Below are 12,028 nucleotides of genomic sequence, written 5' to 3' on the forward strand. Positions count from 1 at the left end.
TGCTCTGAACTGAAAGACCAAAACAACCGCATGGCCGCTTCAACCATCACTGCCGAGGCTCTCGACGCCGCTCTCAAAGCCGCTTATGTGCAGGCGCCGACCACGTTTGCGCAGTGGCTGCCGATCCTGCCGGTGGCCCTGTGTCTGGCCGGTGGGGCCGTGGCCTTGATGCTGCGTGATCGCACCCGCCTTCAGCCGATGATCGCCCTTCCCACCCTGGTCTTGCTGGTGCTGATCGATCTGGCACTGCTGCTCAAGGTCATCAAGGATGGCCCGCTGACGGTGATGATGGGCCGCTGGATGCCGCCCTTCGGCATTGCCTTCACTGTCGATATCGTTGGGGCGCTGTTTGCCCTGACGTCTGCCATCGTCGCCCTGGCCTGCGGCGTCTATGGGCTGATGGATATCAATACGTCCGGTCGCCGCTATGGTTTCTATCCGTTTCTTCTGGTGCTGATGGCCGGGGTGTCCGGCGCCTTCCTGACCGGCGATATCTTCAACCTCTATGTCTGGTTCGAAGTGCTGCTGATCTCGTCGTTCGGCATGCTGATCCTCGGCTCCGAGCGCGAACAGATCGACGGCGCGCTGAAATATGCAGTGCTCAACCTGATCGCCACCACGCTGTTTCTGATCACCGTCGGTTTTCTCTATGCCAGTTTCGGCACGCTCAACATGGCCGATATCGCACGCAAGGCCAATGGGTTGCGCGATACCGCCCCGCTGATGACGCTGACCACGCTGTTTGCCCTGGCCTTTGCCATGAAAGCCGCCGCCTTCCCGTTGAATTTCTGGTTGCCAGCCTCCTATCACACGCCGCGCATCGTGGTGTCGGCGCTGTTTGCCGCCCTGCTGACCAAGGTCGGCATCTACAGCCTGTTGCGGGTCGTGGTGATGCTGTTTCCGATTGAGCGCGAGACGCTGAGCCTGGTGCTGGGGGTGATTGCCGCCGCCACCATGATTCTGGGCGCGGTTGGCGCCATCAGTCAGTCTGACATCCGCCGGCTGATGGGCTTTATCGTCATTTCCGGCATCGGCATCATGCTGGCCGGTATCGCCATTGGCGCCGTACAGGGCATCAGCGCAACCATCTTCTACGCCATCCACTCAATCCTGTTGATGGCGGCGCTCTATCTGGTGGTGGGTCAGGCCGGGCGGATGAGTGGCAGTTTTGCATTACAAGGCATGTCTGGTCTTTATAAAGCAGCACCGGGTTTTTCCTTCCTGGCCCTGGCGCTGTTTTTCGCCGCAAGTGGCCTGCCGCCGTTTTCCGGCTTCTGGCCAAAGGTCATGCTGCTGAAGGCGGCACTGGATATCGGCGCCTGGTGGATGGCGGGCGCAATCCTGCTGTCCGGCTTCCTGACCACGATTGCGCTGGCCCGGGTCTTCCTGCTGGCCTTCTGGCGCACCCAGCCAGCCAGGGGCGAATCAGAGGGGAACACCAACCAGGCCGGACCAGAGATCCTTACCGCGCCAACGCGCTCAGCCCTTTCCCCGATCGTGCTGCTGGCCGGTTTCATCGTCTGGTTCGGGCTGTTTCCCGAACAGATGATCGCGCTTTCGCAGGACGCCGCAGTCGGGCTCGTCGATCCATCGGCCTATATCACCTCGGTCTTTCCCACGGAGGCGCGCCCATGAGGCTGTTGATCCTCAACCTGCTGATGGTCATCATCTGGGTGGCGGTCACCGGCAGCGCCAGCCTGCATAATCTTCTGTTTGGTTTTGTGCTGTCGCTGGCGGTGGTCGGGTTGCTGCGCGAGCAGATCGGCGGCGTCTCCTATCTCACCAGGGTGTGGCGCATCCTGTCCCTGCTGCTGCTGTTTCTCAGCGAACTGGCCAAATCCGCCTGGAAGGTAACGATCATGGTCCTGTCGCCAGGGCTCGATATCAAGCCCGGCATTTTTGCTTTTCCGCTCAGCGTCGAGCGCGATTTCGAAATCACCCTACTGGCCAATCTCATCACGCTGACGCCCGGCACCCTGTCGGTGGATGTATCTGAGGACCGAAAGATCCTCTATGTCCATGCCCTGGATTGCAGCGACCCAGATGCGGCCCGGCGCGACATTGCCGAGGGATTCGAGCGTAAGATCCGCGAGGCGTTCCAATGACCCATCCCGATATGACAGCCGCGCAACTCCTCGTCCATCATGCCTGCAATGGCGGGCTGCTGTTGCTGGCCATCGCCTTTTTCCTGACCGTCTACCGGGTGATGCGTGGCCCGACCCTGCCCGACCGGGTGATCGCGCTGGACATGCTGGTCGGCATCGTCATCGGCTTTATTGCCGTTTTTGCGATCAAGTCGGGCTATGTGCTCTACATGGATATTGCCATTTCACTTGGCCTGGTCGGGTTTCTGACAACCATTGCTTTTGCGCGATTCATCTTTGTGCGCGGCGTGATTGGCGAAACACCGGAAACCGAGCCGGCAATTCGGGCGGCAGCCGAACAATTAGCTGTGGAAAAGTCTCGAATGGAGCGCAGGCGCAAGCGGACTGGTACAAATAAGCACATGTCCCAAAAGGAAACAGATTAATGGAAATGGCGGCTGCGATTTTAACATCTGTATTAATTCTGGGCGGTTCTTTTTTTGCGGTGATTGCTGCAATCGGCCTGAACCGCTTGCCGGATCTGTTCACCCGCATGCACGCAGCCTCCAAGGCCGGAACGGTGGGATCGGGCCTGCTGTTACTGGCAATTGGCGTCAATTCCGCAGATTTGTCGGTTTTTGCACGGGCCTTTTGTGGGTTTTTCTTCTTTGTACTGACCGCGCCGGTCTCCGCCCATCTGCTGGCAAAAGCTGCGCGGCATGTCGGATACCCCCTGGCCCAGGCGACCGTACTCGATGAAATGAGCAACGGCATTGGCAACGGCAAGAAGGACTTAGTTAACAAATTATGAATGAGACCGTTCTAAAAGTATCATAAGAGCAGAGTGCCATTCATATTTGATCTGATCTACATTCTTTCACGCACAAGAATTAGGATAAATAGGAACTGGACATTTTTCCCGATGTTGATAATTGATTAAAAGGACTATTTGGATCACTGAACCGTTTTCAATTTCGATCTAGTTCAAAAGCAGCATGTATTTAGCCGTTACAACCGCCCGGGTTGTAGACCAAAGGCGGACAATGAATTTGGAGATTAGTTTTGGGTTAATGGCGTAAATATCTAATATAACACTGCCATCCTGGCTGGCTGGCAGTGGATTTTATGTGGGGGTATCACGCAAACCAGTCGAACTGGTTTGAATTCAGTGTCGGCGGTGGGTGGCAAACGAACCGTCAGGCAGACATATGACAGGAGAAAAAAATGAGTGAAACGGCATTTGGATCGTCAGGAAACGATCTTCTGGTCGAACTGACGGCAGATATCGTTGCAGCGTATGTCAGCAACCATGTTGTACCAATCGGGGACATCAGCCACCTGATTTCGGATGTGCATACTGCATTGTCCAATACATCCTCACCGGTGCCAGTGGTATCCGTGGTCGAAAAGCAGAAGCCTGCCGTCGCCGTTCGCAAGTCGATTCAGGGCGACCAGATCATCTGCCTGGAATGTGGTGGATCGTTCAAGTCGCTGAAGCGTCACTTGATGACCCATCACACCTTGAGCCCGGAAGAATATCGCGAAAAGTGGGATCTTCCCGTCGATTACCCGATGGTTGCGCCCGCCTATGCGGAAGCCCGCTCGCGCCTCGCCAAGGAAATGGGCCTGGGGCAGCGCCGCCGCCGCGCCAAGTAATACCAATTCGATAGCCAGACCTCAATTCCGTGGGCCTCATAAGGCTTGCGGAATTTTTATTTATGATTGCTGATATCAGTCCGATCCCGACAAATAGCCTTTGGTTGGCTTGCCTAGAGTCTGTCAGGTTCAGATTGAACCAGACAGACTCTCGATTCTTTTGCTTTGGTTTGTCTTTTCGGGAAAACCGGTTTCCACTTTTCCCTGACAAACTCTAGCGCGACTATGCACACGCTTGTCCTATCGTCTCCTGCCGTCGCCAGGCGCTGGGGCTTTGCCCCGTAACCCGCAGAAATTCCCGATTGAAATTGGACTTGGTCATGAAACCAGCCTCGAAGACGATGCTGGTAATCGGCTCATCGCTGTGTCGCAGCAGTTGGCAGGCCTCTGCCACGCGGTGATTGTTGACATACTGCGAAACACTCATGCCATGCACCCGGTTGACGGCATTCGACACGGATCTGGCGGGAAGGCCGAGGCGACGCGCCAGCCGGCCAAGGTTGAGGTCCACATCCTTGTAGAGCTGTTTTTCCACCATCATCGCCGCGAGCGCGATGGCAATCCTCGCGTCCTCCTCGCTCGCGGGTCTCGGCACCGGCTTGTCGCCAGCGTCGCCTGCTCGCTCCTCTTCGCGCCCATTGTCAACTGAAGGGTCTCCCTCATCTGAAGAAGCACCACTTTCGGCCAGTGATGCTGCAAAGCCAAGTGCCAGAAGGATCAGGGTCATGAAAGCCGAAACAATAGTTGCCGCATGACGGCCACCGCCAAAGGCAAAATCGAGGCTGATGACGACATCGGCAACCGCCGAGGCCAGCAGCGAGGCTGCCATGCATTGCAGGGCGCGGTAGGACCGAAGCGCCCCGTCCAGACGCGAGGCCGTCAGACCATCCGGCCCCAGCCGCGCCAGCCAGAGCAGCGCCAGTCCATAGGCCAGGAAGGTGAGGATGATGATGGCGTCGATTGGCCCACCGCCGACGCCGTTCAGCACCAGCACGATGACAGCCGGCAGAGCATGCAGCCAATCAACATGCGAGAAACCACGATCCTGCCGATCCGCACGGGTCGAGGTCAGGCTGCGAAAGGCCAGAAAGCTCAAAGGCGGGATGACCGTTCCGAGAACCGACATGGCTGGCATGACCAGCATCATGCCATAGCCCCAGCGCAACCCGACCAGAACCGATTGGACCGCCATCACCGCCAGCAGCAGCAGGAAAGGCCTCGCGGAGGCGGGGGCGTCCTCCTGCCGCAGCATCCGGATCAACAGGGTCACAAGCAGCAGTGCGACGAAAAAGGAAATCGGCAGGAAGATCATGGGACAAAGATCATGGAACAAGGATTTTTGAGCGGGTGCGTAATGTGTTTCAGTGGCACTTATACCCCCGATCATGATCGGCGACGACCCGAAACGTGTTTCAGGTCGCAGCATGACCTCCTTTGGCAAAGATTGGCGCATCGCAACCCATTGGAGTGAACCTCATGAAAAAACGTGTGATCGTGCTTGGCATTGCCGTAGGACTTGTTTGCATCGCCGCCATGGATCGGGCCATGGCGCTATGGCGGCACGATGTGCCGATTGGCGCGCCGCTTGATCTGTCGGCTATCTCCAAACTGCGCGTCGATGGCGCCGCCAGCCTGATTTCCGTAACCACCGACCCCGGCACGCCGCTGACTGCCACCCTGACAGGCGAGCGAGACGGCTGGGGCTCGCTCTGGCAATCTGGCTGGCATGCCCGCGACTGCTCCGACAGTGGCCGGATGCATATCGACAACGACACCCTGGTTGTCGATGTCGCCGACATGTCGCGCTATTTTGACTGGTCGGATTGCACCATAAAGCTCAAGGCCAATCTGCGTCCGCAATCGGCCGTGCTGATCCGCCAGAAAGCCGCCCGCATCGGCCTTGATGGCGATTTTTCCATCGTCAATGTGCGGGCCGATGCTGGGGATTTCACTCTGGACGGCCATGCGAGCACGCTGGATGTTTCAGGCGCTGCGCTGCGGGTGCAGGCGTTTTTCAAGACCATCAGCAAGGATGAAACCATCCTTCTGTCCGGCCGGATGATGGACGCCACCCTGCGCTTCCTCACCCCCACATCGATCAGCTATCTGGTCGAGGCCACCGCCTCCTATATCGACAGCGCCCTGCCCAATACGCCGGGTGTCCACCCTGCCATTACCATTCGCGGTGAGATGGTGCGGGCCAGGATCGAGTAATCAACGCGCAATCATCAGTTCCATCGCCGCCAGATCCAGCCAGCGGCCGAATTTGGTGCCGACCTCGCGGTGGATGCCGACCAGGCGAAAGCCGAGCTTTTCGTGCAGGGCAATCGAGGCCGCGTTTCCGGCCTCGATGGCGGCGATCATCACATGCACATTTCCGGCCTTGGCGCGCTCGATCAACGCCTGCATCAGCGCCTTGCCCAGCCCTGCGCCGCGGTGATCCTTGTCGATATAGACCGAGTGCTCAACCGTATGGCGATAGCCATCGAAGGCCCGCCAATCGCCATAGGAGGCATAGCCCGCAACACGACCATCCACCTCTGCCACGAGGACCGGAAAGCCTTTGGCCCGGCGCAGTTCCAGCCAGGCACGACGATTATCGACATCGATCAGCGCCTCGTTCCAGATGGCGGTCGTATGCTCGACGGCATGGTTATAAATCCCGACAATTGCGGCAAGGTCCGCTTCGGTTGCGTCGCGGATTACGCGCTGTGTGGTCATGAGAAGCCCTGAAACAGACATAGGATACGCACAGTCCTAACGCAGAAAACCATGCACGGAAATAGGATTTGTCGTCTTCAATGCCCCTCGTATGGCGCTCCCGACAAGGGCCTTTCCACAACGGGTCAATACCCCAACTTGAAATGGAAGAATGGATCAAATTCAACGTGCGGAATATGACAGTCATGTGACTGAACCAAAAACAATAGTCCAAGCCTTGATGTAGCTTTTGCGGAGTAAACATCGTCCTTGCGATATGGGCGGACGCTGTTGTAAAGGATCTGAGCTCGGATAAAGATTGATATCACAGCGCAAGGTCGATCTTGCGTCGTTATTTTCCGCAATGTGGTATCGAATTTTGCAAATTTTCGCTCTTCCTCCGAAAATGTAAAGAAACGTCAAGAAACTACGCGCGTTATTCTCTTTGGAATGGTTTTTCGGAAATGGTTAGTGTTGGCTCCCACAATGAATCGTTCCATCATGCAGCATCGTAGCAGCGAAAATTATTCTTTAGACGTTCCTAAGCAGTGATAAAAATCAGTTCTAATTTCCCCCTTGCAAGAATGTAACACATGAGCCTTTCTTCGCCCGCTAGCCGACCGCCACTCCAGATCAGAGCAACGCCTGTATGGTCGCCGCAGCGAGATGAGAACGCGGAACATATCGCCCTAAGCCCAGATGAACAGTACGAACTTGGGCGACTGGGAGAAATCATAGAGTATCGCACAGCGAAATTAGAGATATTGTCGCAAGGTGAACCCGCAGATTTCCTCTATTTGCTTATCGAGGGAGTCGTTCAGGCCTGTCACTCGCTGAAGGATGGTCAACGGCAGATCGTGGCGTTTTACTGGCCAGGCGATATCTTTGGTCTGGCGGAAAAGGGACTGTACGTTAACTCGTCAGAGGCGGTAACACCCTGCTCCGTATACCGCTTTCCGTTCCGCAAGCTGGAGAAATTCCTTCTGGAACACCCGAGGATTCAGCAGGGTTTCTTCGTCAAGGCAGTCCACGAAATTCGTACCGCACAACGACACACCATCACAATCGGACAATTGGAGCTGCCACAGCGCTTAGCTGCGTTTCTAGTAGATTGTTCGGATCATGATCGCTATTTTGACCGTGAAAACTCGACCTTATCGCTTCCGATGTTGCGCTACGATATTGCGGACTATCTTGGGACCTCGGTAGAAGCAGTGTCACGTACTTTTGCGCTGCTGGAAAAAAACGGCCTCGTCCAGCGAAAGGGGCCGAGGAAGCTCGAGATAAGCATGAAAAAACTGATCGACTTTTCAGGTATCGGCTGAGGGAATGGCCAATTTACGCAGCGCAATTGAAGCGCTGATCTCCGAGAGGCCAACATGATACGCCAACTCTGACTTTCTCGGCTATACAGCCGCGCCGCCTCAAGATCCGATGGCGGTAACCACGGCGGAATAATGCACGGCAGCCGCAGCCACCACGAAACCGTGCCAGATGGCATTTTGAAACCGCAGTCTCTCCCAGACGTGAAAGATCACCCCTGCGGAATAAAGAATGCCGCCGACGAAGATCAACACCATGGTGACAGGTGGCAGCCGCTCAGAAATCGGCTCCAGCGCCAGCACACCGCTCCATCCCATGGCCAGATACAGCAGGATGGCCAATCGGTCATAGCGGCCAGGATAGCGGCATTTCAGGAAGATACCTGTTATCGCCGTCAGCCAGATGCCGATCAACAGACAGAGAATGGCCGGTTCATCGGCGCCGCGTTCCAGAAAGGGCGTATAGGTGGCGGCGATCAGCACGAAAATCGCCGAATGATCCAGCCGCCGCAGATAGGTCTTGAAGGTCGAGCGCGGCCACATATTGTAGGTGAAGGAACAGCCCAGCGCCAGCACCAGGCCAAGGCCATAGATCCAGCTGGCGGCAATCTCGCCAAAGCTGGTAAACACCGTGGCATAGAAAATCAGCGCCGTGACACCAACCAGCGCAAACACCACGCCGACACCATGCACAATGCCATCGGCCAGCAATTCGTGAAAATCATAGTGTCGCCCGAAGCGGAACTCTTCCATCGTGATGATCAACCCAAGAAATTAAAATATCTGCCGACAGCATAATCGAGAATAATTGCCAGATAATGTCGCCTGTCTCATCGTCTTCATATAAGCCTGATCAGCCTGACGATCCGGTCAATTTTATGTCTATGACGGCCACACACCGCAACCTGGAGTGATCATGATGCGTCAACTCTATCGTGTTGGCAAGACCGCCCATTGCCGCTCTTCGATCGACCATTGCAGTTTCAAGGCCTGGACTATCTGCGCCGAACACCCAGGCCGGAGCCGTCATCAACCGGGCTTAAACCGTTTGCGGATAAAGCTGTCGGACCGTTCCCGGCTTCGTCCGTGAAACCGCCGTCCTCCCACCCTGACAGGAAGCAACATGCGCTTTACAGTCCTTGCCACGTTCATGGCGCTGATCGCCTATAACTGGTTCTTCATCAAGGTCGCCCGGGCGCGCCAGCAATTTGGGGTCAAGGCACCGAAGATGACAGGCGATGAGAATTTCGAGCGGATTTACCGGGTTCAACAGAACACCGCCGAGCAATTGGTGTTCTTCCTGCCATCGCTCTGGCTCTTCGGCTTTTACCTGTCCGACCAGTTGGCCGGGTTGCTGGGCCTATGCTGGACAGGCGCACGGGTACTCTATGCCGCTGAATATTATGCGGATGCCAAAAAGCGCGGTCCCGGCGCGCTGATTTCCTGGGTCACTGCCTTTCTGCTGCTGATGGGCGGCACGGTGGCAGCACTGCTGCAATAGCCGGGCCGCGCCTGTCTGCACGTCTGTTCAGGCTGGGGCGCAATCCTGGCAAAAGGGCGTGGCGGGCAAAAGGGCGAGCCGCTCGGGTGCAATTGCCGAATCGCAGGTCACGCAGCGTCCATAGGAGCCGGCCTTCATGCGGGCCAATGCCGCCTCGATGCCGCGCAGCTCGTTTTCGCCCGCCTGCCCCAGGCTTTCCAACACTTCGTCATTTTCCGATTCGATAGCACGCTCGGCGCTTTCGGCGCTGCGCTGCTCCGACAGGTCGCCGGAAATTTTTCCTAACCGGCTGGAGAGTTCCAACCGCCGTCCGAGCAGCGTCTGCCTATATCCATCCATGTCCATGATTTATCTCCTCAAAATGTGAAACGCCTCCCGGATACGATTACCGGTCGACAAGTACCGCGCATCGGGCGTGGCGCACGACGCGGTCGGCAGTCGCCCCGATCAGGTAGTTGGAAAAATCCGGGATATGCGAAGCGATAATGATCAAGTCGGCCTTTTGCTCCGCCGCGACTGCCAGAATCTCATGGGCGGGCGAACCGACCCGCAATTGGGTCGTCACGCCAGGCCCAACCGAAGCCGCCAGCGCGGCGAGTTTGGTGCGCCCCTCCTCCACCGCCCCATCGAGGATGTCATGCGGAATATCGATGGCGAGATAGGATGGCAGGTGCTCGACCACGGTCAACAGCACGATCTCGCCGCCAGCATCCAGCAGGCTCTGCGCCTTTCTCAGGATCTTGTCGCCCTTTTCCCATTGCGCAATGTCCACGGGAACAATGATCTTTCTGTACATGACCTCTCTCCTCTTATTGCCAGCATTTTGTATTGCCAACGTCGTCGGTCTTGAACCGCTTTGCCGACAACAACCTGCGCGCGCTGTGCCCCCCGTGCATTGATTCCGATCAAACCTGGAAATCCGTCAGGATTGAACGATGGCAAGGCCACTGTTCAGCATTATCGAACGATCTTTCGCGTATATGCCCTCTACATGAAACGACCGGCAGGCTTTATCTAGGGAGCAAGACGTTCCCAGCGCCCTCGCGCCAATCTATCGGACCTGCCGCCATGGATGCCCATCCCTCCCCAAGCTTTGCCCTGACCCGCCCGATCCATATCGGACGGGCGCATCTGGTGGTCGGCGATCTGGCCATGGTCTCCAGCTTCTACCGACAGATCATTGGCCTCGCCGTGCTGGAGAGCACAGCCAGCGGCATGGTGTTGGGGGTGGGCACGACGCCGCTGCTGACGCTGACCACCCGCAGCGATGCAGCCGTTGCGCCGCCCACGGCAGCCGGGCTGTTCCACACCGCTTTTCTTTTGCCGAGCCGACAGGCGCTGGCGCAATGGCTGCGCCATGCCGCTCATTCGGGCGTGCAACTGGACGGCGCTTCGGATCATCTGGTCAGTGAGGCGATCTACCTGTCCGACCCGGAAGGCAATGGCATCGAGATCTACCGCGACCGCAACCCCCTGGAATGGACCTATCAATCCGATGGCACGGTCGGCATGGCCACCCTGCCCCTCAGCCTGCAAGAGCTTTACGACAGCGCCACGGATGAGGCATGGACCGGCCTGCCCGAAGGCTCAAGCATTGGCCATATGCATTTGCAGGTCGGCAATGTGCCGGAGGCAGACCGGTTTTATGAGGGTGTGCTGGGATTGAAGAAAATGGCCTCCTATCCCGGCGCCAGCTTCTTTGGCTCCGGTCAGTACCACCACCATGTCGCCGCCAATATCTGGAACAGCCGGGGCGCTGGCCCTCGCCTCCCAGCGATGACCGGCCTTGCCGATTACTCCCTGACGTTTAACGAGTGGGAAGCATTGCAAAAGGCGCTATCGACACTGGAGGCGCTGGAAATTCCGGTGACTCGGGGCGCGGAAGGCCACAGGCTGACCGATCCCTGGGGAATTGGTCTGATCTTGAATTCAGTGCCGTCCATATCTGGATAAATGTCAGTTGACTGGCGGGCCTTTGACCGCCTCAACCGGCCCCGCCTCGCTCAGATGCACAAACACCACGCCCCTTGCCTTCAACGCTTTCAACCCTTCAACCACACCTTCGCCCGCGGCGTGGGTGGGCTGGTTGATATGGGCGATCAGCACGTCACCGTTTTTGGCGCGGGCAAATTGCTGCTCGGTCTGTTTAGCACCCAGCAGCGAGCCGGAATCGCCATTGATGGAAAAGCCGCCAATCTGGTAGCCCATCGCCTTGATCTCGGCGATAGCGGAGGGGGAATACTTGGCCGTAGCATCCCTGTACCAGCGTGGCGGAGAAAACCCCGCGGCCCGCATGGCGTCCGCGCCGCCGGTCACTTCCCTGGCAACGGCTTCCGGCGATCCGGCGGCAGCGATGCCATAGACGGTCGTCGGGTAATCCACCGCCGGGATGTGGTTTTCGCCGTGGTTTTCCACTTCGAACAGGTCCGGCCTGGATTTCAACACGGCAACGGCCTGCGGATTGGAGCGGATCCAGCGACCGGTGACGAAAATCGTCGCCTTGATATTGTCATCCAACAGGGTGGAGAGAATACGCATATCGGCCTTGCCCATACAGGCATCCAGCGTCACCGCCACCTGCACCAACCCTTTCGGGGCGGCATGAATATGCAGTTTCGGCTCGATCAAACCATCGGCAGTGGCAAGAGCAGGCTGTGCTGCCCCATTCAGGAGCATCGACCCCAAAAGCAGTGATGACAGGTAAATACCGATCCGACGGACATCCAAAACAACCATGACACTCTTCTCGCGCCTGCCAGCCAGAT

General features: G+C 57.3%; 15 protein-coding genes. 9 read left to right on the forward strand and 6 right to left on the reverse strand.

Going from position 1 to position 12,028, the window contains the following annotated elements; genetic code table 11:
- The first annotated feature begins 30 nt into the window (after window positions 1-30).
- The 5 genes from H1Y61_RS14595 (at window position 31) to H1Y61_RS14615 (ending at window position 3,740) form a co-directional block, all read left to right on the forward strand.
- Window positions 31-1,635 carry a Na+/H+ antiporter subunit D gene (locus H1Y61_RS14595; RefSeq protein WP_180573012.1) on the forward strand — a complete coding sequence of 535 codons (1,605 nt, stop codon included), beginning with the start codon at window positions 31-33 and terminating at the stop codon, window positions 1,633-1,635.
- A complete protein-coding gene (locus tag H1Y61_RS14600) occupies window positions 1,632-2,105 on the forward strand; it encodes a Na+/H+ antiporter subunit E (RefSeq protein ID WP_180573013.1) in 474 nt (157 codons plus the stop codon). The genes H1Y61_RS14595 and H1Y61_RS14600 overlap by 4 nt, the downstream gene beginning before the upstream one ends.
- 11 nt (window positions 2,106-2,116) lie before the next feature.
- A complete protein-coding gene (locus tag H1Y61_RS14605) occupies window positions 2,117-2,530 on the forward strand; it encodes a cation:proton antiporter (RefSeq protein WP_180574513.1) in 414 nt (137 codons plus the stop codon).
- Window positions 2,530-2,895, forward strand: coding sequence for a monovalent cation/H(+) antiporter subunit G (gene mnhG, locus H1Y61_RS14610; protein ID WP_015915335.1), 366 nt, complete (start codon window positions 2,530-2,532; stop codon window positions 2,893-2,895). The genes H1Y61_RS14605 and mnhG overlap by 1 nt, the downstream gene beginning before the upstream one ends.
- Before the next feature lie 413 nt (window positions 2,896-3,308).
- Window positions 3,309-3,740 carry a Ros/MucR family transcriptional regulator gene (locus H1Y61_RS14615; protein ID WP_015915334.1) on the forward strand — a complete coding sequence of 144 codons (432 nt, stop codon included), beginning with the start codon at window positions 3,309-3,311 and terminating at the stop codon, window positions 3,738-3,740.
- Between the two features lie 223 nt (window positions 3,741-3,963).
- Here H1Y61_RS14615 and H1Y61_RS14620 read toward each other — a convergent pair whose 3' ends face one another.
- The gene (locus H1Y61_RS14620; RefSeq protein WP_235680752.1) at window positions 3,964-5,052 is read right to left on the reverse strand and encodes a helix-turn-helix domain-containing protein; all 1,089 of its coding nucleotides are present in this window, start codon (window positions 5,050-5,052) and stop codon (window positions 3,964-3,966) included.
- 164 nt (window positions 5,053-5,216) lie between these two features.
- Between H1Y61_RS14620 and H1Y61_RS14625 the strand changes: the two genes are divergently transcribed.
- Window positions 5,217-5,954: a hypothetical protein gene (locus tag H1Y61_RS14625; protein ID WP_180573014.1), complete on the forward strand. Its 738-nt coding sequence runs from the start codon at window positions 5,217-5,219 to the stop codon at window positions 5,952-5,954.
- Here the strand turns inward: H1Y61_RS14625 and H1Y61_RS14630 are convergent, their stop codons facing one another.
- Window positions 5,955-6,461 carry a GNAT family N-acetyltransferase gene (locus H1Y61_RS14630; protein ID WP_180573015.1) on the reverse strand — a complete coding sequence of 169 codons (507 nt, stop codon included), beginning with the start codon at window positions 6,459-6,461 and terminating at the stop codon, window positions 5,955-5,957. It lies immediately after the preceding gene.
- A gap of 572 nt (window positions 6,462-7,033) precedes the next feature.
- Between H1Y61_RS14630 and H1Y61_RS14635 the strand changes: the two genes are divergently transcribed.
- Window positions 7,034-7,765 (forward strand): Crp/Fnr family transcriptional regulator, encoded by a 732-nt coding sequence (locus H1Y61_RS14635; RefSeq protein WP_180573016.1) that lies wholly within the window; start codon window positions 7,034-7,036, stop codon window positions 7,763-7,765.
- Between the two features lie 99 nt (window positions 7,766-7,864).
- Here the strand turns inward: H1Y61_RS14635 and trhA are convergent, their stop codons facing one another.
- Window positions 7,865-8,515, reverse strand: coding sequence for a PAQR family membrane homeostasis protein TrhA (trhA, locus tag H1Y61_RS14640; protein WP_180573017.1), 651 nt, complete (start codon window positions 8,513-8,515; stop codon window positions 7,865-7,867).
- 370 nt (window positions 8,516-8,885) lie between these two features.
- On the opposite strand from trhA, the gene H1Y61_RS14645 reads away from it, so the two are divergent.
- On the forward strand, window positions 8,886-9,263 hold the full coding sequence (locus H1Y61_RS14645; protein WP_180573018.1) for an MAPEG family protein: 378 nt from the start codon (window positions 8,886-8,888) through the stop codon (window positions 9,261-9,263).
- 27 nt (window positions 9,264-9,290) lie between these two features.
- On the opposite strand, the gene H1Y61_RS14650 is transcribed toward H1Y61_RS14645, so the two are convergent.
- The gene (locus H1Y61_RS14650; RefSeq protein WP_180573019.1) at window positions 9,291-9,608 is read right to left on the reverse strand and encodes a TraR/DksA family transcriptional regulator; all 318 of its coding nucleotides are present in this window, start codon (window positions 9,606-9,608) and stop codon (window positions 9,291-9,293) included.
- Window positions 9,609-9,648: 40 nt separating this feature from the next.
- Window positions 9,649-10,059 (reverse strand): universal stress protein, encoded by a 411-nt coding sequence (locus tag H1Y61_RS14655; RefSeq protein ID WP_015915326.1) that lies wholly within the window; start codon window positions 10,057-10,059, stop codon window positions 9,649-9,651.
- Between the two features lie 272 nt (window positions 10,060-10,331).
- On the opposite strand from H1Y61_RS14655, the gene H1Y61_RS14660 reads away from it, so the two are divergent.
- On the forward strand, window positions 10,332-11,216 hold the full coding sequence (locus H1Y61_RS14660; protein ID WP_180573020.1) for a VOC family protein: 885 nt from the start codon (window positions 10,332-10,334) through the stop codon (window positions 11,214-11,216).
- A 3-nt stretch (window positions 11,217-11,219) separates the two neighbouring features.
- Here H1Y61_RS14660 and H1Y61_RS14665 read toward each other — a convergent pair whose 3' ends face one another.
- Window positions 11,220-11,999 carry a polysaccharide deacetylase family protein gene (locus H1Y61_RS14665; protein WP_180573021.1) on the reverse strand — a complete coding sequence of 260 codons (780 nt, stop codon included), beginning with the start codon at window positions 11,997-11,999 and terminating at the stop codon, window positions 11,220-11,222.
- Between the last annotated feature and the right edge of the window lie 29 nt (window positions 12,000-12,028).

Source organism: Agrobacterium vitis, assembly GCF_013426735.1.
In the GTDB taxonomy this organism is placed as follows: Bacteria; Pseudomonadota; Alphaproteobacteria; order Rhizobiales; family Rhizobiaceae; genus Allorhizobium; species Allorhizobium vitis_D.

What these genes read in the sequence shown, in the direction of transcription:
- H1Y61_RS14595 (WP_180573012.1), top strand. Translation starts at nt 31, where the DNA reads ATGGCCGCTTCAACCATCACTGCCGAGGCTCTCGACGCCGCTCTCAAA.
- H1Y61_RS14600 (WP_180573013.1), top strand. Translation starts at nt 1,632, where the DNA reads ATGAGGCTGTTGATCCTCAACCTGCTGATGGTCATCATCTGGGTGGCG.
- H1Y61_RS14605 (WP_180574513.1), top strand. Translation starts at nt 2,117, where the DNA reads ATGACAGCCGCGCAACTCCTCGTCCATCATGCCTGCAATGGCGGGCTG.
- mnhG (WP_015915335.1), top strand. Translation starts at nt 2,530, where the DNA reads ATGGAAATGGCGGCTGCGATTTTAACATCTGTATTAATTCTGGGCGGT.
- H1Y61_RS14615 (WP_015915334.1), top strand. Translation starts at nt 3,309, where the DNA reads ATGAGTGAAACGGCATTTGGATCGTCAGGAAACGATCTTCTGGTCGAA.
- H1Y61_RS14620 (WP_235680752.1), bottom strand. Translation starts at nt 5,052, where the DNA reads ATGATCTTCCTGCCGATTTCCTTTTTCGTCGCACTGCTGCTTGTGACC.
- H1Y61_RS14625 (WP_180573014.1), top strand. Translation starts at nt 5,217, where the DNA reads ATGAAAAAACGTGTGATCGTGCTTGGCATTGCCGTAGGACTTGTTTGC.
- H1Y61_RS14630 (WP_180573015.1), bottom strand. Translation starts at nt 6,461, where the DNA reads ATGACCACACAGCGCGTAATCCGCGACGCAACCGAAGCGGACCTTGCC.
- H1Y61_RS14635 (WP_180573016.1), top strand. Translation starts at nt 7,034, where the DNA reads ATGAGCCTTTCTTCGCCCGCTAGCCGACCGCCACTCCAGATCAGAGCA.
- trhA (WP_180573017.1), bottom strand. Translation starts at nt 8,515, where the DNA reads ATGGAAGAGTTCCGCTTCGGGCGACACTATGATTTTCACGAATTGCTG.
- H1Y61_RS14645 (WP_180573018.1), top strand. Translation starts at nt 8,886, where the DNA reads ATGCGCTTTACAGTCCTTGCCACGTTCATGGCGCTGATCGCCTATAAC.
- H1Y61_RS14650 (WP_180573019.1), bottom strand. Translation starts at nt 9,608, where the DNA reads ATGGACATGGATGGATATAGGCAGACGCTGCTCGGACGGCGGTTGGAA.
- H1Y61_RS14655 (WP_015915326.1), bottom strand. Translation starts at nt 10,059, where the DNA reads ATGTACAGAAAGATCATTGTTCCCGTGGACATTGCGCAATGGGAAAAG.
- H1Y61_RS14660 (WP_180573020.1), top strand. Translation starts at nt 10,332, where the DNA reads ATGGATGCCCATCCCTCCCCAAGCTTTGCCCTGACCCGCCCGATCCAT.
- H1Y61_RS14665 (WP_180573021.1), bottom strand. Translation starts at nt 11,999, where the DNA reads ATGGTTGTTTTGGATGTCCGTCGGATCGGTATTTACCTGTCATCACTG.